Source organism: Sphingomonas sp. PvP056, assembly GCF_040549155.1.
In the GTDB taxonomy this organism is placed as follows: Bacteria; Pseudomonadota; Alphaproteobacteria; order Sphingomonadales; family Sphingomonadaceae; genus Sphingomonas.
Map to the genome: position 1 here is coordinate 164,039 of NZ_JBEPST010000008.1, position 23,757 is coordinate 187,795.

Sequence of the window (23,757 nt, forward strand, 5' to 3'; positions counted from 1 at the left end):
CTCAAAGAAAGAGTTACGCCACCATTATAATTGGGAATGCTCCATAATAACTGAGGGTCATGCTGTATATCGGTGAAGAACTCGTGGGGCAGGAAAGACAATTGCGCCGCCCCACGAACGCTACCGTCATCCCCCGTTGAGTACGCCATACACCGCATCATACCGTCCCTCGCGCTCGGCATTGCGCAGGAACTTGACGCGATCGACGGTATTCTCTGGCCCCTGTGGGTTCGCTTCCAGCAGCGCCATCGTCTCTGCGATATACGCGTCGAGCGGCATCGAATTGGGGTTCTCGGCATGACCCGGCATCAGGTCGGTCGCGACCGCGGGCGGGGCGATCTCGATCACGTCGATCCCCGTGGCGGCAAGCTGCGAACGCAGCGATTGCGACCAGCTGTGGATCGCCGCCTTGGTCGCCGAATAGGTCGGCGTCGCGACCAGTGGCACGAACGCCAGGCCCGACGACACCGTCAGGATCGCCGCACCCGACTGCTGGCGCAGATGCGGCAGCAGCGCGGCGGTCAGGCGGATCGGGCCGAGCAGGTTGGTCGCGACCATCGCCTCGGCATCGTGCAGGTCATAGCGATCCGCGGCAATGTCCTCCGCCTTCATGATCCCGGCATTGTGGAGCACGACGTTGAGTGCGGGGTGATCGCGCGTGACGCTGTCGGCGAACCGCGCGATATCGGCTGCGTCCGATACGTCGAGCAGCGCGGTCGCGATCCCGGGCACGTCGCGCGCCAGCGCCTCGAGCGGCTCGGCACGGCGGCCCGCGACGATCACGTGGTTCCCGCGAGCGTGGAATTGCTCGGCCAGCGCGCGGCCGATGCCCGTTCCGCCGCCGGTGATCAAGATCGTGTTGCCGGTCATCTTCATGCTGTGTCTCCTGTGCGAATGGCCAGACGCAGATATGAGGCTTAGGTTGCTTGCGTAAGAAGGCACCGAAATGTGCCATAGGCACCCCGGGGATACCGATGACGATCGCGCATGATTACCCGCAGGATCTCGACCCCCGCGTCGAGGCACTCGTTACCGAGGTGATCGGACGGGTCGCCGACAAATGGACGATGATCACGCTCGAAGTCCTGACCGAACACGGCGAATTGCGCTTCTCGCGGATCGCGCAACTGGTCGAGGGCGTCAGCCAGAAGATGCTGACCCAGACACTGCGCCAGATGGAACGCGATGGACTGGTGATCCGCACGGTGCATCCCGTCATCCCGCCAAAGGTCGAATATCGGCTGACCGATCTCGGCTTCACGCTGGCGGAGGCATTCTGTGGCGTATGGTCGTGGGCGGCGCACAATCTCGAACGGATCACCGCGGCGCGTGCCGCGTTTGATGGCCGTAGCGTCGACTAGGGGCGTTCCCATCCGGCCAAAGTCTGCTTAAGGCGGGACTATTAGGAGTGCGCCCCCCATGCCTGAAGAATCCAACGTCCAGTTTTCCGAGCGCGAAGCGCTGTTGTTCCACTCGGAAGGACGCCCCGGCAAGATCGAGATCATCGCATCCAAGCCAATGGCGACGCAGCGCGACCTCGCGCTCGCCTATTCGCCCGGCGTCGCGGTTCCCGTGCTGGCAATCGCCGCCGATCCCTCTTGCGCCTATGACTATACCGCCAAGGGCAATCTCGTCGCGGTGATCTCCAACGGCACCGCGATCCTCGGGCTTGGCAACCTCGGCGCGCTGGCGTCCAAGCCGGTGATGGAAGGCAAGGCGGTCCTGTTTAAACGCTTCGCCGACGTCGACGCGATCGACATCGAACTCAAGACCGAGGACCCCGACCGGCTGATCGACGCGATCGAGCTGATGGAGCCGAGCTTCGGCGGCATCAACCTCGAGGATATCAAGTCCCCCGAATGCTTCATCATCGAGCAGACGCTGCGCGCCAAGATGAACATTCCGGTGTTCCACGACGACCAGCACGGCACCGCGATCATCTGCGCGGCGGGCCTGATCAACGCGCTGTTTCTGACCGGCCGCGACATCAAGACCACCAAGGTCGTGATGAACGGCGCCGGTGCCGCCGCAATCGCCTGCGCCGAGCTGATCAAGACGATGGGCTTGCCGAACGACCATCTGACGATGATCGACCTGGGTGGGGTGATCTATCAGGGTCGCGAGGACATCAACCAGTGGCAGTCGGCGCATGCCGTCAACACCACCAAGCGGACGCGGGCCGAAGCGCTCGACGGTGCCGACGTGTTCATCGGGGTTTCGGCGGCCGGCGCGCTGCCCGCGCACGAATTGATGAAGATGGCGCCCAAGCCGATCATCTTCGCGATGGCCAATCCCACGCCCGAGATCACCCCGCCCGAAGCCAAGGCGGCGCGGCCCGATGCGATCATCGCCACCGGGCGTTCGGATTTCCCCAATCAGGTCAACAATGTCCTGTGCTTCCCGTTCATTTTCCGCGGCGCGCTCGACGTGCGCGCGACGACGATCAATGACGAGATGAAGCTCGCCGCCGCCCGCGCGCTGGCGGCACTCGCGCGCCAGCAGGTGCCCGAGGAGGTCGCGGTCGCTTACGGCGTGCAGCACACCTTCGGCCCCGAATATATCATCCCGACCCCGTTCGATCCGCGACTGATGGAGATCATCCCCGTCGCGGTCGCCAAGGCGGCGATGGATTCGGGCGTTGCGACCAAGCCGATCCTCGACCTCGAAGCGTATCGCGATAAACTGAGGGCGCGCCTCAACCCGACCACCTCGGTGCTGACGCTCGCCTACGAGGGCGCGAAGGCGCATCCGAAACGGGTGTTGTTCGCCGAAGGCGAAGAGGAAGTCGTGTTGCGCGCCGCGATCGCGTTCAAGGACGGCGGCTATGGCACGCCGGTGCTGGTCGGCCGCGACGACGTGCCCGACCGGTTGCGCTCGCTCGGCGTCGTGGATCCGGACGCTTACGAACTCCACAACAGCCGTAATTCCCCGCTCGTCCCGCAGATGGTCGATTTCCTGTATCAGCGGCTCCAGCGGCGCGGCTATCTGCGGCGCGATTGCGAGCGGATGATCAACCAGGATCGCAACATCTTCGGCGCAGTGCTGCTCCAGCTTGGCCATGCGGATGCGATGATCACCGGCATCACGCGCACCTATGCGCACACGATGCGCGAAATCCGCCGCGTGATCGATCCTGCCGAGGGGCAGACCCCGTTCGGCATCCACTTGATGGTCGGGCAGAGCCACACCGTGTTCATGGCGGACACGACGGTCAATGAGCGCCCGACCGCGGAAGAACTCGCCGATATCGCCGAGCAGACCGCACAGGTCGCGCGCCGGATGGGGCATGAACCGCGCGTCGCGTTCCTCAGCTATTCGACCTTCGGCAACCCCGAGGGTAATTGGCTCGACAACATCCGCGCCGCGGTCGGCGTGCTCGATGGCCGTCAGGTCGGGTTCGAATATGAGGGCGAAATGGCCCCCGACGTCGCGCTCAACCCCAAGCAGCTCGCGAACTACCCGTTTGCGCGGCTGTCCGGGCCGGCCAATGTGCTGATCATGCCGGGTCTGCAATCCGCCAACATTTCGGCCAAGTTGCTGCGCGAACTGGGCGGCGACGCGGTGATCGGGCCGATGCTGGTCGGCATGGAGAAATCGGTCCAGATCGCGCCAATGACCTCGACCGCGAGCGAACTGGTGACGCTCGCGGTGCTGGCAGCGGGCGGGATCGCGCGCTGAACCTGTGGGTCAGGTGGCGGACAGCGGTGCCGCTGTCCGCCGCGGCGGGAGCGGGGCGGTGTTGAAGTCGTCCAGCCCGGGCGCATAGCGCTCGGGCAGGTCCCGCGCGTTTTCAAGATACGCCTGCCGTACGTCCGGTCGATTCTCGATCCGCTGCAGCATGATCTCCTCGATCGAGGCAGCGGGTAGCTTGTTGGCCTTGGCATAGCGCGCAGCCGCGAGGCTGGTCAGCGTGGCGGTATGATCTTTCTCGCGCACCTTCTGCAACCACCATTGCGCTTGTTCGTCGATCGACCCGACGCACGCAATCGCGGCGCTTTGCGCTCCGGCGACCCCCGCATATTGGGTGCGGACACGGTTCAGTTCGGCAACGGCCTGCGCGTGTTTGGACAAGCCCTCCAGCGCACACGCCCGCAGCGACACGAAATAGCCCATCGCCGCCGGACTCTCCATGTGAGCGGCGTCTGGCGTACGGTGGTCGAGCAAATCCATTGCCCCGGCATAGTCCCGGGCAAGCAGCATCTGCCTGATGAGGTTGGGCACGATATTTTCGGTCCCTGCGTTGGCACCCGGTGGCCGTTCCAGCGCGGCACGCATGCGTTTGATGCCCTCGGCGCGTTGCCCCTGGCCAGCGAGCCATCGCCCCTGCTGCAGGATTGCCCGGTTGCGATCCCACGCTTCGTCGGGCGTATAGGAGGTGGATAGCCATTGGTCGATCAGGTCGATTGCGTCGTCCCGATGGCCGGTTTCGACCAGTGCGGCGGCGTAGCGGTTTCGCGCTGCCGCGCTACCGCTCGTCTCGAAGGCCGCACGCGCGGCGGAAACGAGGGCGCGGCGCTGGATCGACAGATCGTCCCCCGCCCATTGTTCGATCGCGGGCCAGATCGGCGCGAACTGACGATCGATCAGCATCCCGATCCCGACACCTGGGGACAGGATCGAAGGGAGCAATTGCGTCGCCCCTGCCGTATCGCCGGCGCGCAGGCGGGACAGGATCGCGATCCGTACGTAATCGGACAGGACAACGGGATTGTCCCGCGGATATCCCGCAGACACCAGGGTCGTCACCAGCTCGTTCGCGACGTCGTCCTGCTTTGCATAATAGAGTTGGCGAAGGATGGTCGCGATCAAATCGCTGTCGACGCCATCCAGTGCGGCGGCGCGCAGACTCGCGGCGCGAATGAGGAGGCGCGCCGCCTCGACCGGCCGCTGACGGCGTGATTCGTCGAAGGCGATCGGGAGCAAAACGTTAGGATCATTCGGGCGCAGCAGTCGGCATTGGTCGAACCCGGCACGTGCTTCCGTACTGCGGTCCATCTGCTCCAGCAAAGCGGCGCGGGCGCACAGGATCTGGCCCCGGAACGCCGTTGGTTGGACGAGGAGCACCAGCGCGCGATCCACCAATTCAAGGCGCGCCGTGTCGGTCGGGGCATTGGCGACTTGTTGCAGAATCGCCATTGCCGGCATTTCGCAGGCCGCAGGCGGCGTGTCGGTCACCTGCGCAGGCGAGACACTCGCGCTAGTCGCAGCGAGCAACGCAATACTTACCAAGATTCGTCGCATGAAATCCCCCGTGTGCCACCCAGCATGATGCACGGTGCCTCATTCAAAACCTGCCCGCAATCCATTCGCCACTACGCGGAGGGGGTAGACCGGCACCCGGAGAATGCTGTTCCAACAGGCACATGGCCGCAGTTCTCACGTGGGAGACGATTCCGCCCTCTGGTACGCCGCGACGAACGGCTGCAACCACGCTCGATACGGCTCCGCCACCCCCAGCCCGTCGCGGTTGATCGGGCGGCGGACCTGAAGCGCGCTGGCGGTGGCGACCGCGCGCTCGGTCTCGTGCGGCGCGAACACGCCGGGTTCTTCCGCCAGCCCGCAATGCTCCAGCAGCCGTCGCGTCCATTCCCCCGGCGCGTCCACCAGCGCACCGTACGGCACGACCAGCAGCCGATCCCCCAACCGCGTCTGCCAATAGGCGAGCAACCGGTCCTCCAGCTGCATGTGATGCGCGATGTCGGCGAGGTCGTAGCTCCACGCGAGGCCATGGATGAAGAAGGTGCGGAACGCGGACCAGGCGTTGTCGAGCGGATCGCGCCGCATCCAGATCAGCGGCGCATCGGGCAGAATCGTCGCGATCAGCCCGAGGCACCGGCTCGCGTCGATCGTCTTGTCGACGATCCGTCCGGTCGCGCCGAAGCGTTCGTCGAGGAGATGGAGATACAGACCGGCAAGCGCATCGCGTGTGCCGCCGCCTGCGAAATACCGCGCGAGCGCCTCGCCCGAATTGCCCCCCGCCGCGACCGCGACCTGTTGCAGCAGATTGAGTTCGCCACGGTCCGCGACCGCGCTGTGGCTCGCGAGGATGTGTTCGACCAATGTCGTGCCCGAGCGGGGCAGGCCGGTCACGAAGATCGGCCGCGCATCGCGGCGCGGGGCGTGTCGGGCGCGCCGATCATCGCTTCTGTGAAGCCGTGCATGGCCTGTTCGGCGTTGGCGGTGTTGCCGGCACGACTGTACGGCATCTCGCTGCGGAGCAAGGCTGCCCCCCGCGCGAACGCTGCGAAGCTGTTCGCGGGATCGCGCCGGTCGCTGTGATATTTGCCGAGCGCATAGCAATAGCGCGCAAGGTCGCCCGGATGCTGGCGTTCGGCCGCCGGACCATCGGCGATCAGCCGGGCGGCAAGCGGATCCTTTGCCAGATCGATGCTGGTCGCGAGCGACAGCCACGCGGGGCCCCAGCCGGGCCGCAGCGTGACCGCGGTTTCGAGATGCGCGCGCGCGGCGTCGCGGCGACCGAGCGTCATCGCGGTGTTGCCAAGGACATAGGCGTGACTGGCGGGGTCGGGAGTATCGGCAGGCAGGGATGCCAGCAGATCATGCGCCGCGCGCAACTGGCCGGTCTGTGTGAGCAGGACGACCTTGGCATACAGTGCCCCCGGCGCGTTGCCGGACGCCGCAACGAACGCATCGATCGCGCGATGGGCGAGCGTCGCCTCGCCGCTGACCTGCATCAATTGCGATATCGCCTTCCACTGCGGCCCCAATGCGGCGTCGCCGTCGAGCATCGCGCACACGCACCGGCTGGTGTCTTCCCGGTCCCGCCGCGCCAGCGCAGCCTTCAGTGCTGCGGCATAGTGCGAGATGGACGTGTTCGCGAGCGACGGCATGAAGAGTGCAGTCCGATCCTGTCTACCATCATATACTGTAAATTACTTACATCATTTGCTTGACGCCAAATCAAGGCATGTCAGTTTGGTTAATATCGAGTGAGCGGGGATATGATTCTTAATAAGCAGCGGGGGGCTACTATGAAGACACGGGCAGGACTATTTTGCGCAACGGTATTGATGGCGACCACCAGTGCCAATGCATCAGTGATCAACCTCATCGATCTTGGCGGTGTGGCGGGATCACCGGCGGAACAGGGGTTTAACATCGCCGCGAACTATTGGTCAAAGATGTTTACCAATGACGCGACAATCAATCTGGGCGTGAGCTTCGCGGCGCTTCCGCCGAATGTCATCGGGTCGACGCGGAGCTACGCCTTCGATTATTCCGTTCAGAACTGGGAAAACGGAATCAATGCGACCAAGAGCGGATCGGCGATCGACAGCAACATCGTCCTGCCGACGCTGAACGATGGTTCGGCCAGCTTCATCACCAACGGCACCGATGCCAGTGGCACGCAGAATATCAGTGACGCCTATAAATACGTCACCAGCGGCGATGTCTCGAGCACGACGCTCTATCTCAATTCGTCGGTGATCAAAGCGATCGGCGGGACGCTGGCCAATCCCGGCGCGCTCGACGGAGCGGTGCAGTTCAGCAGCAATTTCGGTTTTGATTTCAACCCGACCGACGGCGTCAGCGCCAATACGTTCGATTTCATCGGCGTCGCCATCCATGAGATCGGCCATGCGCTGGGGTTCGTGTCGGGTGTCGACGCGATCGATTATTTCGCTGACCCGAATGGGCCCGGGGCCGGGGCGCTCGGCTATAGTCTCAACGATACGTCGCTGTTCAGCTCGCTCGACATGTTCCGCTACAGCACCGATCCCACCAACCTCGTCGCCGGCAGCGATCCGGTGCTCGACCTGACCGTCGGCGGCACCAAATATTTCTCGATCGATGGCGGTGCGACCGCATTGTTCGGGAACACCTTTGCGACCGGATCCTACAATGGCGACGGGCGACAGGCATCGCACTGGAAGGATACCGCCAACTGCGAGGTCGGCAACGGAATCATGGACCCGACCTTCTGCTACGCACAGACCGGTGCGGTGACCGCGCTCGATCTCGCCGCATTCGATGCGATGGGCTGGAACCTCAGCGTCGATGCGCTGACCTATTCGACCGAAACCACGTCGCAGATCTACGCGCGCTATCTCGCGACGTCGGCGGTGCCCGAACCCGCGACGTGGGGCCTGATGCTCGTCGGTTTCGGCCTGATCGGCGGAGCCTCCCGGCGGAAGACGGAAGGGCGGCGCGTGCTGGCCTGACGGTTCACCGACGCGGGTGAACACCACCCGCGTCGCCACCACGATCCGCAACCCGGCGCAGCCTTTATATCGGAGGGTCGACGCCTTATCTCCCGGTCGTGAGTGCTCTTCCCGATCTCGGCGGTCATTCGTCGCTGTACCTGTTGATCGCCGCGGTGGTGGCGGTGATGCTGATCGCGCGGCGCGTGCCGTTCATCGGTCGCTTGCTGTCGTTCGGGCTGACGGCGGGTGCGATCGTGCTGATGCTGGTGATCCTGTCCGAACGCGCACAGTTCGACCCGATGTTCGCACGGATGGCGCAGCGGTTCCAGCTCGGCCAGCAACAGGCGGTCGGCGGGGAAACGCGAGTCCGCATGTCCCCTGACGGGCATTTCTGGGTCCGCGTGAAGATCGGCGATTACGAAAAGCGGATGCTGGTCGACAGCGGCGCGACGGTGACGGCGCTCAGCGCGGACACCGCCGCCGCCGCGGGGATCGAGCCGCGCGACGCGGTAATGCCGGTGATGATGCAGACCGCCAACGGCACGATCGCCGCGCAAACCGCGACCGTTCGCGAGATCCGCATCGGCAATGTCGTCGCGCGCGACGTGCCGGTGGTGGTGTCGCCCGCGTTCGGCAACATGAACGTGGTGGGGATGAATTTCCTGTCCCGCCTCAAATCATGGCGCGTCGAGGACGGCGTGCTGATCCTTCAGCCGCATCATCCGCAAGCGGTAAGCTAATCCTCCCCGGCACGGGGAGGGGGACCGTAAGCGTTCAGCGAACGGTGGAGGGGCCCTGTCGCGCGCGGAGCGTCTGCGGCACGCCCCCTCCGTCAGCCTGCGGCTGCCACCTCCCCGTGCCGGGGAGGATCGTCTAAGCGTCGATGCTCGTCCCCAGCGCGGCGTGGACCAGCCCGCCGTCGACCGTGATCGTGTCGCCGACCACATAATCCCCCGCGCGGCTCGCCAGATAGATCGCCGCGCCCGCCATGTCCTCGTCCACCCCGATCCGCTTCGCCGGAATCGACCGCGCGATCGCCTCGCCATGGTCGCGCGCGGCCTTGTTCATCTCGCTCGCGAACGCGCCCGGCGCGATCGAGGTGACGTTGATGTGATCGGTCACCAGCCGCGCCGCCATCCGCTTGGTCAGATAGATCAGCGCCGCCTTGGACGCCTGATAGCTGTACGTCTCCCACGGGTTGAGCCGCTGCCCGTCGATCGAGGTGATGTTGATCACCTTGGCCGGCCGCCCCGCGCTTGCGGCCGCCTTGAGCGGTGCGTGGAGCGCCTGCGTCAGGAAGAACGGCGATTTGACATTGAGGTCCATCACCTTGTCCCAGCCTTTTTCGGGGAACACCTCGAACGGCTCGCCCCACGCCGCACCTGCATTGTTGACGAGGATGTCGAGCCGGTCGGTGTGCTCGGCCAGTTGCGCGGCGAGTGCCTTGCACCCGGCGACGGTCGACACGTCCTGCGGCAACGCGATGCAGCGTTCGCCCAGTTCCTCGGCGGTCGCGAAGCAGGCGTCGGCCTTGCGCGCAGAGATATAGACGGTGGCACCTTGCGCAATGAAGCCAGCCGCGATCATCTTGCCGATCCCGCGCGAGCCCCCGGTGACGAGCGCGATGCGGCCGTCGAGCCGGAACAGGTTGGTCGTGTCCATATATCTTCCTTCTTCTCCCTCTCCCCTTCAGGGGAGAGGGCCGGGGAGAGGGGCCGTCCTGTGAACACGCCGCACTGCCCCTCTCCCGCGCGTCGCTTCGCTCGCTTGCCCTCTCCCCGCGAGCGGGGAGAGGGAGATCACGCTCATCCCCCCCGCTTGATCGTCTCGCGCGCGATGATGATCTGCTGGATCTGGCTGGTGCCTTCGTAGATGCGGAACAGCCGGACGTCGCGGTACAGCCGCTCGATCCCGTAATCGGCGATATACCCCGCACCCCCGAAGATCTGCACCGCGCGGTCGGCGACGCGCCCGACCATCTCGCTCGCATAATATTTGGCGGCGGCGGATTCCATCACCACGTCCTTGCCCGCATCCTTGGCCGCCGCCGTCTCCAGCACCATCGCGCGCGCGACCAGCGCCTCGGTCTTCGAATCCGCGAGCATCCCCTGGATCAACTGATGCTCAGAGATGCTCTTGCCGAACTGAGTCCGCGTCGTCGCATAGGCCACGCAATCCGCGATCAGCCGCTCGGCCACGCCAACACAGACCGCCGAGATATGCAGCCGCCCGCGATCGAGCACGCGCATCGCGATCTTGAAGCCTTCGCCCTCCGCGCCGAGCCGGTTCTCGGCGGGCACCACGACGTCGTCGAAATGCACGTCGGCGACCTTCGCGCCCTTCTGTCCCATCTTCTTCTCGGGCTCGCCGATGCTCACCCCCGCCAGGTCGCGCGGCACGAGGAAGGCGGATACGCCACGCGCGCCGGGATCCTCGCCAGTCCGTGCCATCACGGTGAACAGGTCGGCCTTGTCAGCATTGGTGATGTAGCGCTTGGTCCCCGACAGTCGATACGCCTGCCCGTCGAACGTCGCACGAGTCCGCACCGCGCCCGAATCGCTGCCAACCTCAGGCTCGGTGAGTGCAAAGCTGGTGATGATCTCGCCGCTCGCGATCCGCGGGAGCCATGCCGCCTTCTGCTCGGGCGTCCCCGCCATGACCAGCCCCTGGCTGCCGATCCCGACGTTGGTCCCGAAGGTCGATCGGAACGCGGGCGTGGTGCGCCCGAGTTCGATCGCGACCTTGGCTTCCTCGAGCATCGTCAGCCCGAGCCCGCCATAGTCCTCATCGATCGACAGGCCGAACAGTCCCATCTCGCGCATTTCCTGCACGACCGCGGCGGGGATCGCGTCGTCCGCCTCGACTTGCGCCTCGAGCGGGCGGAGGCGGTCGGTGACGAAACGGCGGACCGTATCGATCAGCGCATCGAAGGTTTCGGGGTCGAGTGCCATTCATCCTCTCGCATCGTCTCTGGGCGTCGCGGTGTTCGATGGCGATGCCCCAAACCATCGCGCGCCGCAAACCCGAAATTCCAAAACCATTATCAAACTGGCGCATTGACCGCCTAAACCCCCGTACTACTATGACCAAAAGTCAGGAGTGTAGTATGCGTTTTGCGGGCAAGCGGGCCGTCGTCACCGGCGCGGCATCGGGAATCGGGCGCGCAACCGCGCTCAGGCTGGCCCGCGAAGGCGCCGAAGTGTGGATCGGCGACATCGACGAAGCGGGGGGTGCGGAGGTTGCCGCCACGTCGAACGGTCGGATCCATTTCCTGCGCACCGACGTGCTGGAAGCGGGCGATATTGAAGCGCTGATGCAGGCCGCCGACGCAGCGGGCGGTCTGGACGTCGTGTTCAACAACGCGGGCGCAGGCGGATCACGCGACGCGATCGACGCGATCTCACCCGAGGACTGGGACCGCACCCAGGCGCTGCTGCTGCGCTCGGTCGCGCTCGGCATCCGCTATGCGGCCCCGCTGATGATCGCGCGCGGGCAGGGCGGGGCGATCGTCAACACCTCCTCGGTCGCCGCGCTTCAGACCGGGGCTGCCCCGACCGCCTATTCGGTGGCGAAGGCGGGGGTGCTCCACCTGACCACGATGGCGGCGGCGGATCTGGCGCAGCACCGGATTCGGGTGAATGCGGTGTGCCCCGGGTTCATCACCACCAACATCTTCACCTCCGCGCTCGGCATCCAGGGCGAGAAGCGCGACCTGGCGAACGGCATGATCGGCCAGGCGGCGGCGCAGGCGCAACCGCTCCAGCGCGCGGGCACATCGGACGATATCGCGGCGGCGGTGGCGTATCTCGCGAGCGACGATGCGTCGTTCGTCACGGGCACGCGGATCGTCGTCGACGGCGGGCTGACGATCGGGCCGCGGCACAGCTGGGACCCCAAGGCGCCGTCGATGTTCGCGGCATTGGAGGCGTTCGCCTCGTGACCCCCGGCTCGGTCGGGTCGCTGGTCGCGCCGCCCGCGCGGCGGTTGTCGTTCCGCAGTCGACTGTCCTTCGGGATCGGCTCGATCGCATACGGCGTGAAGGACAATGGCTTCGCGACCTTCCTGCTGCTGTTCTACAATCAGGTGATCGGTCTGCCTGCGGCATCGGTCGGGCTCGCGATCATGGCGGCGCTGGTGGTCGAGGCGTTCGTCGATCCGCTCGTCGGCTATCTGTCGGATCACACCCGCGGGCGCTGGGGGCGGCGGCATCCGTGGATGTATGCGTCGGCGTTGCCCGTCGCGATCGGCTGGCTGCTGCTGTGGAACCCACCCGAATGGGGGCAGGGCGCGCTGTTGCTCTACGTCTTCGGCAGCGCGCTCCTCGTTCGCGTCGCGCTGTCGATGTTCGAGATCCCGGGCGCCGCGCTCGGCCCCGAACTCAGCGCGGATTATGACGAACGCACGCGGCTGTTCTCGTACCGCTATCTGTTCGGCTGGGGCGGTGGGCTGGCGATGCTCGCGCTGGCGTACGGTGTGTTCCTCGTGCCCGATGCGACGCATCCGGTCGGTACGCTCAACGCGGACGGTTATGCGCGGATGGCGGCGGTCGCGGCGCTGGTGATGGCGACGTCGATCCTCGTCTCGGCGATCGGCCTGCATCCGGAGATCCCGAACCTCCCGCAGGTACCGCGGACCGACGAGACGCTGGTCGAGCATCTGCGCGACTTCGGGCGAACGGTGTGGAACCGCGCCTTTCTGTGGCTGATGGCGGCGGGGCTGTTCGCCTATACCGCGCAGGGGATCTCGTTCGCTCTGTCGCTATACATGTACCAGTTCGTCTGGGCGTTCGCAGGCGGGGACTATAATTTCCTGTCGATCGCGCTGATGGCGGGCGCGCTCGGTGCGTTCTTCCTCGCGCCCGCGCTGACGCGCGGCGGGGATAAGCCGCGCAGCGCGATGGCGCTGTCGGTGGGGGCGGGGGTGTTGCTGACCTTGCCCTATGTGCTGCGCTTTGTCGGGCTGTTCCCCGAGCCGGGATCGCCGATGCTGCTGCCGGTGTTGCTGACGATCTTCGCGTTTAATACCGCGTGCGGCGTGTCGGCCTTCATTCTGGGGGCAGCGATGCTGTCGGACGTGGTCGAGGATTCGGAAGTCCGCACCGGCAAACGGTCCGAAGGGGTGTTCTTTGCCGGCGGGTTCTTCGTGCAGAAACTGGTCGGCGGGCTTGGCATTTTCGTCGCGGGGCAGATCCTCGCCTTCGCGCACTTCCCCGACGGCGCGAAACCCGGCCAAGTGCCGGTCGCGGCGATCGACCGGCTGACCTTGGTGTTCGTCGTGCTCGAACTGCTGTTCTACACGCTTGCGGCGGTGTGTTACGCACGCTTCCCGTTCGGGCGCGCCGAGCATGACGCACGGTTGCGCGCGAGTTCGGCCGCTTAGTCCGTCACCCCCGGGCGTGCGCGAGACCCTTACGTCAGTCGGTTTACCGACCCTTCATGCGCGGTTTTCCCGCGAAGGCGGGAATCCAGAGCCAAGCAGAGCAACGGCTTACAGGTCTCGCGACGCCTGGACTCCCGCCTGCGCGGGAGAACACCTCTGGCTTTGCAGAGGTCTCGCCTCGTGCTGGGGATCCATTGTGCAGCGAATTCAACGGCTTAAGAGCGCAAACGGCGGTGGATCTCGGAACGCGCCGGGCGGACGGATCCTACCCCGCGATCGGCCGGATAAACCCCGTCAGCGCCCAGCCCGACTTGCACGGGCCCGCATAAGGCCGGGCGCTCGCGATCGGGGCGGCAACGCCGCAGTCGGTCGCATCGGCGGGGGCGACGACGATCCCCTGCCAGCGCTGGTCGAGCGAGCGCGTGCAGCGGAACACGCGCGTGCCCTCGCCAAGCCGGGCAACTTCGTCGGCCTCCGCGAACGGGGCGGCGCGCAAGGGGAGGTATGCCTCTCCGGCTGGCGACAGGTTGACGACCTCGCCGACCCCCGCACACGCCTGGAACGCCGAGCCGCCTTCGCCGATCTGGACCGGTAAGACCCCCGGTCGCGGCGCGGTGGTGTTGGTGTCGTACAGATTGTCATCGCTACCGAACCCACCGCCGCCGGAGCAGGCGGTAACGAGCAGGCAAAGCGCCAGTGCGGTTCGGTTCATGCCCCGATTCCTAGCGCCGATGCACTGCGTTGGCGAGCGCGATCGTGCATCACGGTGCCTCTGGCAGCGCGCAAGATGGCAGTCATCGCGCGGCCAACTCGCTTCATCGGAAAAGGTTCCGTTCATCCTGGGGCAAGGGTTTCCATGCCTGCGCAGACCTGCTTTGAGAGGCTCAACGACGAGTTGAACCTCTTCCGAGACCTTTGGGGGCTCCATGACTTTGAAGACTTTGACAGCGCGTTTTGCGCTGGTGGTGGCGTGTGCCCTGACGATGGCGACCCCCGCGATGGCGCAGTTCTGGCAGTGCGCCCCCTATGCACGGCAGATTTCGGGGATCGAGATCCGCGGCAACGCCAACACCTGGTGGTCGCAGGCAGCCGGACATTACGCACGCGGCCACGCCCCCAAGGTCGGCGCAGTGCTCGCTTTCTCCGCGACCAGCCGGATGCGCCTTGGCCATGTCGCGATGGTCAGCGAAGTCGTCAACGACCGCGAAGTCCTGCTGACCCACGCCAACTGGTCGCGCCGCGGTGGTGTCGAGCGCGATGTCCGCGCGGTCGACGTTTCGCCGAACGGCGACTGGAGCATGGTCAAGGTCTGGTACGGTCCGCAGGGCGACCTCGGCACCTCGGCCTATCCGACCAAGGGCTTCATCTATTCCGACCACGCACCGCTCAACGATACCGGCGACGATGCGGTCGAGCAGGGCGCGCGCGCCCCGATGGTGCTCGCTGCGCTGAGCGACACGACGACGGTCAGCTTCTGAAGTCGTAACCGTTCGCCCTGAGCGCAGTCGAAGGGCCCTTGCCCCACGAGCAAGGCTTCGACTTCGCTCAGCCCGAACGGGTAGGGAAATCCTACTTGGTTCGTAGCTCTGGCATCGTAGCGGTCCCCGGCAACGCCCCCGCCATCTCCGCCGACACCCGCTCCGCCGCCGCCATCACGCGCAGCACGTTCCCGCCCGCAAGCTTCGCGACATCGCGGTCGCTCCACCCGCGCCGCATCAATTCCGCCAGCAACGCCGGGTAGGTTGAGACATCGCCGAGCCCCTCGGGCAACACGCTCCCGACCCCGTCGAAGTCCGACCCGATCCCGACGTGATCGACCCCCGCTACCTTCGCGACATGCACGATATGGTCCGCCACCTGCGCCAGCGTCACGCGCGGTGCCGGATGCGCCACTAGCCAAGCCTGCATCGCCGCCGCCGCCTTATCGGGCTGCCCGATGTACAGTCCGCCGAACGGCGGCGCGTTGATCCGCGCTTGCTCGGCCGACCGGTCCGCGGACCAGCGGCGATAGGCGTCCGACACATAGACCGGCGCGAAGTCGGCCATCACCACCCCGCCGTTCGCCGCGACCAGCCGCAGCACGGCGTCCGACACGTTGCGCGGATGGTCGTTCACGCTGCGCGCGCCCGAATGCGAGAAGATCACCGGCGCCCGGGTCACGCGCAGCGCATCGCGCATCGTGTCCTCGCTGACGTGGCTCAGGTCGACCAACATCCCCAACCGGTTGAGTTCGCCCACCACCGCCTCGCCGAACGGGGTCAGCCCGCCGTGGCGCGGATCGTCGGTCGCGGAGTCCGCCCAGGCGATCGTCCGCGCATGCGTCAGCGTCAGATACCCCGCGCCCATCGCGTGATAGGCGCGCAACACCGACAGGCTCGCATCGATCTGCCCGCCGCCCTCGACCCCGATCAGCGACGCGATCCTGCCCGCGGCATGTGCGCGCCGCACGTCCGCGGCGGTCCGCGCGATCGCGAAGTCCTTGGGGTAGCGCGCGACGATCTGGTGGACGAGGTCGATCTGCTCGAGCGTCTGCTTGACCTGCTCGAGCCCGGGGAGGGCGGCATCGACATAGACCGACCAGAATTGCCCGCCGACCCTTCCCTTGCGCAACCGCGCGATATCGGTGTCGTAGCGCGGCGTGACGCGGTCGAGCCCCGCGGCGAGATCGATCGTCCAGCGCTTCTCGCCCTCGCGGTCGCGCAGTGTCTCGGGCCAGTCGTTGTGCCCGTCGATCAGCGGGGTGGTGCGCAGCACGTGCGCGACGCGGTCGTCGTAGCCGTCCGCTGCGGCGGGGGTCGCGACCGCGCAGAGCAGCGCGGCTAGCAAGATGTGGCGCGACATATGGTGCGATCCTCCCCCGGAAAGCTCCTTGGTAGCGGACGCCCGGCTGGTCGCAAGCATGGTGCTTTAGGCATGCGGCGGAGATCCCCCATGCCGACCCACCCCCGACCCCTCCCTTCCAGGGAGGGGAGAAGGGCGCGGCCCTCCTGGCTCCCCTCCCTGAAAGGGAGGGGTTGGGGGTGGGTCGGCCCGTTGGTCGTACAACGGATCAGACCATCCCAACCCCTACCGCAGCGAGGCCGTCGCCACCGGCGCAGCCTTCGCGCTCACCCGCCACACCGTATTCCCCAGATCATCCGCGATCAGCAGACCGCCGCGCGCATCCACCGCGAGCCCGACCGGCCGCCCGCGCGCCTTGCCGTTCGGGCCGATGAACCCGGTCACCACGTCCTGCGCCTTGCCATTGGGCTTGCCGCCGGCGAACGGAATATAGACCACCTTATACCCGTTGAGATTGCCGCGATCCCAGCTCCCATGCTCGGCCACGAACGCGCCGCCCTGATACGCAGCCGGCAAGCCCGCGCCCGCAAACACCATCCCCAACGGCGCGACATGCGAGCTCAGCCCATAATCGGGCCGGATCGCCGCCTTCACCAGATCGGGCCGCTGCGGCATCACGCGCGGGTCGACGTGCTGCCCCCAGTAACTGTACGGCCAGCCATAGAAGGCCCCGTCCCGAACCGACGTCATATAGTCGGGCACCAGATCCGGCCCGATCTCGTCGCGCTCGTTGACCACCGTCCACAATTGCCCGCTGGTCGGGTTGAAGGTCAGCCCGTTGGGGTTGCGCAACCCGGTCGCATACAGTCGCGAAGCGCCATTCGACCGATCGACTTCCCAGATCGCCGCGCGACCCTTCTCCGCCTCAATCCCGTTCTCGGTGATGTTGCTGTTCGATCCGACCCCGACATACAGCTTGCGGCCATCGGGGCTCGCGGTGAGGCTCTTGGTCCAGTGATGGTCGATCGGCCCGCCCGGCAGGTCGGTCAGCTTCACCCCCGGCGCGGTAATCCGCGTCTGTCCGGTGACATAGGGATAGCGCACGATCGCATCGGTATTGGCGACGTACAGATCCCCGCCCACCAACGTGATCCCGAACGGCGAATGCAGATGGTCGAGCAGCACGCTGCGCAGCTCAGGCGTGCCGTCGCCATTGGCGTCGCGCAGCAGCGTCACGCGGTTGCCGCCCTTGGCCCCCGCACCCGCATAGCCCATCACCCAGCCCATGATGATTTCCTTGGGCCGCTTGACCGGCTCGGTCCCCGGCCCACTCGATTCCACCACCAGCACGTCGCCATTGGGGAGGACATAGGGCTGGCGCGGATGCTGCAACCCGGTCGCGAGCGCGGTCACCTGCAAGCCGGGTGCGACCGTCGGCGCGGCCCCCGCCCAGCTGCCGACCGGCGCGACGTGCATCGGGGGCACGAGATACTGGTTGATCGCGGGCAGATGCGGATCGGCGCCGAGCTGCCGTTCGGTCGAACCCCCCGCACCACCGCACGCGGCCAGCGCGAGCGTCGTCGCACCCAGGAGAAGCATCGGGATCGTGCGCATCATGCGGCTCCAGTGGACAGGCGATGGGCGACCGTCGTGCCGGTCCAGCTCGACACGATCACCAGCACCGCGACGATGCCGGAAAGGATGATCCCGGTCGGCATCACCGACGTCCACGCATCGCGGCTGTGGACGAAGGCATTGACCAGCGCGAGCCCGAGCACCGCGACGTTGAGCACGCTGTGGAACCACGGCCGCGGCGCGCGCCGCACCTTGCGGCGGTTGCGCGCGAAATCGACGATCCCGGCAAGCGCTGCAAACCCGCCCATGATCAGCCCGCCGGTGATGAGCCACACCGAGAAATTGGCCCACTGCATCTCGGCGGTGTTGACGTAGGTGAGGTCGGTCAGGAACGCCGCAGTGAAGAAGGCGAGCGGAAACGCGGCGAGCAGCGTGTGGATCGGATGCGGGGGCGGCACCGTCTGGGTCGCGTGGAGGTCGTGTGGCGGCATGGTCTGCAATCCCCGGAAGTCTCGGGTGATACGTTCCGCAAGCGGGGGTGTTCCAGAGTGTTGCTATATTGTGAGTTTGAGTGGCTGTTGGGAGGTCACCACGTTTCCTGAAGCTGCTGCTTCCCCACGCAGGTAGAAGCTAAAACTGATGGGTTGCCTGTGGGGCAATTATGCCGTGCATGATGTCCGTTCCGACAAGGGCTCTCTGCTAGACCGAACGTTTAGGTGATCGGAAGCCACCATCGTTCTTTAGTCATCAACTACGATCGACCCATAATCCGCCACCTTGGCGGTCTTTAAAGGCAACTCACCCTTCATTTAAGCCGGGCGAATAGGTTGTGCCGCCATTCCGCTATGGGTGGGAGGAGGCGCGATAGTTCCAACTCTTGCCCGTCCAGTAGCGCAGCCAACAGATTGGCGCATGTGTAGTCTTCCCATGGTGTGACGCTTTCGATCTGCTGAAGCGTCTTCAAAGCGTTCCTATTCAAGTCGGAGTCGTCGGACTTGTTCAGGATCTCAAACCACTCTTCCACGTGCTTCCAATAGTTTGCAGCCGCATTAATCGCCGCGACAAGCGATAAGCCGCCGTGGAGCATCGGTGGCACGTTGAATGCGTCCGGCAAACTGACTCGAAGTCCTGTTCGTGCAGACGTGAGATAGCGCTGGATGGCAATAAAGCCATGTCCTATAAAATATTCCCCAGCGTCAAAGAGTCCGTCGGAATCGGGATCGCTAGACGACGTGATTGCCGCATTAATTCGAGAAACCTCCGAGTCCAGCAAGTTCAAGTGCCTGCAAAGTAGATCAAAGTCCGTATCAGCGTACTCGTTGCCAAATCTAATAATCGGCATGATGATCGTAACCTATCTCGGACCAATAGGCGGCTTCACGATCGGATTTGAGCTGGTCCAGCGAGACTGGAATCAGCTTAAAATCAAGGTTGTACATTGGCATTTGCCAACGGTCGTAAAACCAGCGTACGTGATCGTTATTCGCCGTTTCGCTTACTAATCCTTCAGCGTCGAGTCGCTTGGCTAACTGTCCCGTCAGATCCTGCACATGGCCAGAGTGCTCATTGGCGAGAAAATCGACGTTGCCCCATATTTTACTGGTCGCTTCTAATCCTGCCCGTGAGAAGACGCCGACCGCATCCAGCGCCTCGACTAGTGTTAGAGCGAAGGGTCGTGTGTGTATGCCCGCGCGTGAGAAGCGTGTCGGATCGCGCCATTGCGGTTCGCTATCCTCGTGTTGCTCGATATCGGCGTAGAGCATGCTTTCGCGGCTGTAGGTTGCCCAGTTTGGTAGAATATACTCGCTCATGCCGCCTTCGAGATTATGGCTCTGCCGCTTGCTATCGACATATTCCTGTAGTTGCGCGACGTTAACCGGCCTCCAGCTTTGAGCGTTGGCGTAAATTAGCCGGGCGAGATGGCTGTAGAAGTTTTTGATGATGCGCCCGATACGCTCATCGATCTTGGAAGGCGGACATCGCACCAAGTCGAGTAGGATCAGCGCTTTCGCAGATTCTTCCGTTGCGAAGCCTTCCAAAACAGAAGCTTCCCGAGGATTGTCAGGTAGCTTCTCCGCGGCATTCCAAAAACTACGCGCGCTCGACAAAATGATCGTCAAGCCCTCGGCGACAAAGTCGAGCCGAGCCGATTGCGACATATCGCGCATGGCTCCCGCCTTTCGTGCGCCGTAGGGAACAGAATTACGGTGCGTCGTCATGATTTGCTTTAGCTGGCAACATCGTCCCAATCAGTTCTGAAGGGTTTTCACACCTGCCTTTTGTGCGATGTCGGGGGCAGGATGTCGATATGAACAATCAAGCAAGAAATATGGCGGAAGAGGATCCGAAGGGTCTAGGTGTCTACGTGAAGCTGCAGCGTGGACAGCTCCGATGGAAGCGCGAACTACTCGCGTCCATGGCGGGGGTCTCGCTGTCTACCGTAGAACGGGTCGAGCGTGGCGATTCTGTTCGACCCGTAGCACTTGAGCGGATCGCGGTAGCGCTCGGCTTAGATAAAGACATCTTCACGCGTCCACGGATGCAGTTGACCGAGGTCGAGCAGCAGGCCTGGTTCGAACGCAGCTTCGGATGGCTCAACACCCATGTGCCCGTGAAGGTGGAGCAGCTCCGCCACGAGCGCCAGCTCCGTTCGCTCTCCGCGACGCAGTTCGTAGTGTTTGACAGCGACCTCGGGAGCGATGCGGCTGACGACTTCGCGCAGCTTAGGGAATGGCTTGACCTCACGGGCTTCATCCGCGGCACGGCGGATGGCACCTTTTCACCACCTCCTGAACCAGGATTTCGCATGCGGAGCCTTTACGCCGACGTGTTCAAACATGCCCGCAACATGGAGCGTCGCCATCGGGCGGTATGTCTCGTCGGCACCTACCTTGCCGACACCGATCTACCCCTTCTGCCGGAGGCCGAGATCGGTGTGCTGGCGCTTAGATCAAAAGAGCGTAACCCTGCGGCGGCCAAAATAGACGTGCTTTTCGCAGAACGCACGATCGCGCGGGAGTCCATCGCATGGGACATCTGAGGCCAAGGATAAAGCGATCAAACGTGAAGTTGGGAGAAGTGTTCGCGGGCGAGTTGGCACGCAGTCTTGCTCGTGGCATTTCAGCAACGGCTGGTGTGGTAGTGCTTGATATCGTACACCGGCTGCTTGCCGGGTAGAGACGCGTACTGCCAAGACATTGACGATGTCGAACGGCTGTTTTCGAGCGAAGCGGCCGTTTGATCAAAAGCTGGCGCATGACGTAGGTTGGTTGCTTGCCTGTACACCGGAACCAAAGCTGGCCGGAGGTTTCAGCCGATTGAATCGCAAAAACCGGCTCGGTCACAAACCAGCGTCTTCTGTCCTTATCACCCACCCCCTACCGAAACAGCCCCAACGGAATCGCCCCAGCCATCGCCCGATACCCCACCGGCGAAGGATGCAGCCCGTCCCCAGAATCATAATCCTTCCGCAACCGCGTCGGCGCAGCAGGATCGCGCATCAGCGCGTCGAAATCGATCACCGCGTCGAAATGCCCCGCCGCCCGGATCCACGCATTGACCGCCGCCCGGTCGGCCTCGTTCTGCGCGTCGGGGTGATAATAGCCGGAGCCACCATCCGGCAGGATCGTCGCGCCATACACCTTGATCCCCGCGGCATGCGCGCGCGCGATGACCTGGCGATACGCGCCGATCATCCGCGCGACAAGCGCCGCATGCGCCGCCGCCGACACCGGCGCTTCGCGGGTCAGCGTGCCGAGATCGTTGATCCCCTCGAGCACGATCAGATAGCGCACCCCCGGCTGCGCGAGCACGTCGCGGTCGAACCGCGCGAGCATGTTGGGGCCGAGCCCGTCCGCCAGCACGCGGTTGCCGCCGATCCCGTGGTTGAGCACGCCGACCGTCGCGGTCGCCGGGTTCGCCTGCAGCCGGTTGGCGAGCAGGTCGGGCCAGCGATCATTGCCGTCGGTGGTCGCGCCATGCCCGTCGGTGATCGAATCGCCCAACGTCACGACCGCGCGTGCCGCGGAAGACGCCGCAACCGCGACGCCTGCGATCTGGAACCAATGCTCTACATTCTGCGCGCCCTGCAGCGCCGCATCACCGACATGGTTGCCCGGCACGACATAGCTGGTGGCGCGCGATCCGGGGTGGCTGGTCTGCCCCTTGGGTGCTGTGGGCAAATGGAGCGAGATCGCGATCGACGACAGCGCCGGGACCGGGAGCGCGACCGGGTCCGACCAATAGCTCGCGCCCGCCGGGATCGTCACGCCCGTTTCCCCGTCGAAGGTCAGCGCCCGATCGGTGCCGGGCATCACCCCGGCACCACCCGCAGCGCCGCTCGCAGCGCGCGCAACGTGCGCGGCGTCGATCCGCAGCGGCTCGGTGCCGAACGCGTTGCTCATCAATATACGAAACCGATTTCCACCAGTGGACAGGCGAACCATTTGGCGTAGGGTCGCATCGGTCAGCGCGGCATCGGGGAGGGCATTGCGTGGTTCGGGAATCTGCTGCGACGTCGCCCAGCTACCGACCCAGCGTTCCGCGGGCGGCGGGCTCGCGCCGAGCAGCGCGAGCGTGGCACAGGCCAGACCAATCAGACGGATCTTCTTCATGTCCCGTTTCCTTCTCCACGCCACTATCTTGTGGCTGTCCCGCCCTTGACAGCGCGTCGACGCTGGTGTTGTTAACGCTATCAAAATAATATGTCGAGTGGAGCGGGTATGAAGGGCGAACGGGGCGACACAGCGTCAGCACTGCCAGTGGATTGGGCGAACGGAACCTTCGTCGGCAGGATCCTGACCGAGGCGGGACCCTCGCCGATCCTGGTGGTCAAGGGCCAGGCGTTCGACATGGCGCAGGTCGCACCGACCGTCGCGGCGTTGATCGACGGCGGCGATTTCAGCGGTGCCGGTGGCGCGCCGATCGCCGATTTCTCGCTTCAGTCCGTCGATCTCCTCAGCCCGGTCGATCTGCAATGCGTCAAGGCGTGCGGCGTGACCTTCGCGGTCTCCGCACTCGAACGCGTGATCGAGGAACGCGGCCGCGGTGATCCCGGCGCGGCAAGTGCCATTCGGGAGCGCCTCGAGGCGCGCGTCGGCGGTTCGATCCGTGGCGTCGTTCCCGGCACGCCCGAGGCGGCGGCGCTCAAGCAGGCGCTGATCGACGACGGCCTGTGGTCGCAATATCTCGAAGTCGCGATCGGCCCCGATGCCGAGGTGTTCACCAAGGCCCCCGTGCTGGCGACGGTCGGGGCGGACGCCGATATCGGGATCCGCTCGGATTCGACCTGGAACAATCCCGAGCCGGAGATTGCTTTACTCGTCGACAATCGGGGTAAAACCGTCGGCGCAATGCTTGGAAACGACGTCAATCTGCGTGATTTCGAGGGCAGATCGGCTCTATTATTGGGCAAAGCGAAGGATAATAACGCGTCCTGCTCGCTCGGGCCGCTGGTCCGCCTGTTCGACGACAGCTTCACGATCGACGACGTCCGCACCGCGCAAGTCGCGCTGCGGATCGCGGGCGAGGACGGCTATGTCCTTGAAGGCGCAAGCAACATGGCGGAGATCAGCCGCGACCCGCTCGATCTGGTGCGCCAGACGCTGAGCGAGCATCAATATCCCGACGGTTTTGCGTTGTTCCTCGGCACATTGTTCGCGCCGGTCCAGGATCGCGACGATCCCGGCCGTGGATTCACCCACAAGATCAACGACATCGTCTCGATCGAGAGCGCCAAGCTCGGGCGTCTGGTCAACCGCGTCGTCACCTCGCGCGACGCCGCGCCGTGGCAGACCGGGATCGGCGCGCTGATGACCAACCTGGCCCAACGCGGCCTGCTGGAGACCAAGAAGTGACG

The 23,757-nt window shown here is 64.9% G+C and carries 22 protein-coding genes; 9 read left to right on the plus strand and 13 right to left on the minus strand.

From position 1 onward, the window contains the following. Window positions 1-126: 126 nt before the first annotated feature. A complete protein-coding gene (locus tag ABIC17_RS17960; protein ID WP_354284169.1) occupies window positions 127-876 on the minus strand; it encodes an SDR family oxidoreductase in 750 nt (249 codons plus the stop codon). A 98-nt stretch (window positions 877-974) separates the two neighbouring features. Between ABIC17_RS17960 and ABIC17_RS17965 the strand changes: the two genes are divergently transcribed. Next, window positions 975-1,361, plus strand: a complete 387-nt coding sequence (locus tag ABIC17_RS17965; RefSeq protein WP_354284171.1) for a winged helix-turn-helix transcriptional regulator — start codon at window positions 975-977, stop codon at window positions 1,359-1,361. 58 nt (window positions 1,362-1,419) lie between these two features. Beyond that, window positions 1,420-3,678 (plus strand): NADP-dependent malic enzyme, encoded by a 2,259-nt coding sequence (locus ABIC17_RS17970; RefSeq protein WP_354284173.1) that lies wholly within the window; start codon window positions 1,420-1,422, stop codon window positions 3,676-3,678. 9 nt (window positions 3,679-3,687) lie between these two features. On the opposite strand, the gene ABIC17_RS17975 is transcribed toward ABIC17_RS17970, so the two are convergent. The 3 genes from ABIC17_RS17975 to ABIC17_RS17985 all read right to left on the minus strand — a co-directional run bounded on the left by ABIC17_RS17975 (window position 3,688) and on the right by ABIC17_RS17985 (window position 6,851). Next, complete coding sequence (locus tag ABIC17_RS17975) at window positions 3,688-5,241, minus strand: hypothetical protein (protein WP_354284175.1); 1,554 nt, start codon at window positions 5,239-5,241, stop codon at window positions 3,688-3,690. 135 nt (window positions 5,242-5,376) lie between these two features. Continuing rightward, a complete protein-coding gene (locus ABIC17_RS17980) occupies window positions 5,377-6,090 on the minus strand; it encodes a sulfotransferase family protein (RefSeq protein WP_354284177.1) in 714 nt (237 codons plus the stop codon). Next, complete coding sequence (locus ABIC17_RS17985; protein ID WP_354284179.1) at window positions 6,087-6,851, minus strand: tetratricopeptide repeat protein; 765 nt, start codon at window positions 6,849-6,851, stop codon at window positions 6,087-6,089. Before ABIC17_RS17985 ends, ABIC17_RS17980 begins: the two co-directional genes overlap by 4 nt. 180 nt (window positions 6,852-7,031) lie before the next feature. Between ABIC17_RS17985 and ABIC17_RS17990 the strand changes: the two genes are divergently transcribed. Both ABIC17_RS17990 and ABIC17_RS17995 read left to right on the plus strand, forming a co-directional pair. Continuing rightward, window positions 7,032-8,183 (plus strand): NF038122 family metalloprotease, encoded by a 1,152-nt coding sequence (locus tag ABIC17_RS17990; protein WP_354284181.1) that lies wholly within the window; start codon window positions 7,032-7,034, stop codon window positions 8,181-8,183. 98 nt (window positions 8,184-8,281) lie between these two features. Further along, window positions 8,282-8,905 carry a retropepsin-like aspartic protease family protein gene (locus tag ABIC17_RS17995; protein ID WP_354284183.1) on the plus strand — a complete coding sequence of 208 codons (624 nt, stop codon included), beginning with the start codon at window positions 8,282-8,284 and terminating at the stop codon, window positions 8,903-8,905. Between the two features lie 133 nt (window positions 8,906-9,038). Here the strand turns inward: ABIC17_RS17995 and ABIC17_RS18000 are convergent, their stop codons facing one another. Together ABIC17_RS18000 and ABIC17_RS18005 are read right to left on the minus strand one after the other, a co-directional pair. Further along, window positions 9,039-9,827 (minus strand): SDR family oxidoreductase, encoded by a 789-nt coding sequence (locus ABIC17_RS18000; RefSeq protein WP_354284185.1) that lies wholly within the window; start codon window positions 9,825-9,827, stop codon window positions 9,039-9,041. A gap of 143 nt (window positions 9,828-9,970) precedes the next feature. Then, window positions 9,971-11,116, minus strand: a complete 1,146-nt coding sequence (locus ABIC17_RS18005) for an acyl-CoA dehydrogenase family protein (protein WP_354284187.1) — start codon at window positions 11,114-11,116, stop codon at window positions 9,971-9,973. Window positions 11,117-11,271: 155 nt separating this feature from the next. On the opposite strand from ABIC17_RS18005, the gene ABIC17_RS18010 reads away from it, so the two are divergent. Then, window positions 11,272-12,105, plus strand: a complete 834-nt coding sequence (locus ABIC17_RS18010) for an SDR family NAD(P)-dependent oxidoreductase (RefSeq protein ID WP_354284189.1) — start codon at window positions 11,272-11,274, stop codon at window positions 12,103-12,105. Beyond that, window positions 12,102-13,544 (plus strand): MFS transporter, encoded by a 1,443-nt coding sequence (locus tag ABIC17_RS18015; protein ID WP_354284191.1) that lies wholly within the window; start codon window positions 12,102-12,104, stop codon window positions 13,542-13,544. The genes ABIC17_RS18010 and ABIC17_RS18015 overlap by 4 nt, the downstream gene beginning before the upstream one ends. Window positions 13,545-13,809: 265 nt before the next feature. On the opposite strand, the gene ABIC17_RS18020 is transcribed toward ABIC17_RS18015, so the two are convergent. Then, window positions 13,810-14,256, minus strand: coding sequence for a hypothetical protein (locus ABIC17_RS18020; RefSeq protein WP_354284193.1), 447 nt, complete (start codon window positions 14,254-14,256; stop codon window positions 13,810-13,812). Between the two features lie 214 nt (window positions 14,257-14,470). Between ABIC17_RS18020 and ABIC17_RS18025 the strand changes: the two genes are divergently transcribed. After that, window positions 14,471-15,022, plus strand: coding sequence for a CHAP domain-containing protein (locus tag ABIC17_RS18025; RefSeq protein ID WP_354284195.1), 552 nt, complete (start codon window positions 14,471-14,473; stop codon window positions 15,020-15,022). Between the two features lie 91 nt (window positions 15,023-15,113). Here the strand turns inward: ABIC17_RS18025 and ABIC17_RS18030 are convergent, their stop codons facing one another. The 5 genes from ABIC17_RS18030 to ABIC17_RS18050 form a co-directional block, all read right to left on the minus strand. Further along, complete coding sequence (locus tag ABIC17_RS18030) at window positions 15,114-16,385, minus strand: dipeptidase (RefSeq protein WP_354284198.1); 1,272 nt, start codon at window positions 16,383-16,385, stop codon at window positions 15,114-15,116. Between the two features lie 225 nt (window positions 16,386-16,610). Beyond that, window positions 16,611-17,942, minus strand: a complete 1,332-nt coding sequence (locus ABIC17_RS18035; RefSeq protein ID WP_502958495.1) for a PQQ-dependent sugar dehydrogenase — start codon at window positions 17,940-17,942, stop codon at window positions 16,611-16,613. After that, window positions 17,939-18,391 (minus strand): DUF2231 domain-containing protein, encoded by a 453-nt coding sequence (locus ABIC17_RS18040; RefSeq protein WP_354284200.1) that lies wholly within the window; start codon window positions 18,389-18,391, stop codon window positions 17,939-17,941. The genes ABIC17_RS18035 and ABIC17_RS18040 overlap by 4 nt, the downstream gene beginning before the upstream one ends. 314 nt (window positions 18,392-18,705) lie before the next feature. Then, a complete protein-coding gene (locus tag ABIC17_RS18045; protein WP_354284202.1) occupies window positions 18,706-19,179 on the minus strand; it encodes a hypothetical protein in 474 nt (157 codons plus the stop codon). 49 nt (window positions 19,180-19,228) lie between these two features. Then, complete coding sequence (locus ABIC17_RS18050) at window positions 19,229-20,068, minus strand: hypothetical protein (protein WP_354284204.1); 840 nt, start codon at window positions 20,066-20,068, stop codon at window positions 19,229-19,231. 140 nt (window positions 20,069-20,208) lie between these two features. On the opposite strand from ABIC17_RS18050, the gene ABIC17_RS18055 reads away from it, so the two are divergent. Continuing rightward, a complete protein-coding gene (locus ABIC17_RS18055) occupies window positions 20,209-20,940 on the plus strand; it encodes a helix-turn-helix domain-containing protein (RefSeq protein ID WP_354284206.1) in 732 nt (243 codons plus the stop codon). Between the two features lie 337 nt (window positions 20,941-21,277). Here the strand turns inward: ABIC17_RS18055 and ABIC17_RS18060 are convergent, their stop codons facing one another. Further along, window positions 21,278-22,513 (minus strand): SGNH/GDSL hydrolase family protein, encoded by a 1,236-nt coding sequence (locus ABIC17_RS18060; protein WP_354284208.1) that lies wholly within the window; start codon window positions 22,511-22,513, stop codon window positions 21,278-21,280. Window positions 22,514-22,621: 108 nt separating this feature from the next. Here ABIC17_RS18060 and ABIC17_RS18065 point away from each other — a divergent pair, with 108 nt between their 5' ends. After that, window positions 22,622-23,755: a fumarylacetoacetate hydrolase family protein gene (locus ABIC17_RS18065; protein ID WP_354284209.1), complete on the plus strand. Its 1,134-nt coding sequence runs from the start codon at window positions 22,622-22,624 to the stop codon at window positions 23,753-23,755. Window positions 23,756-23,757: the final 2 nt, after the last annotated feature.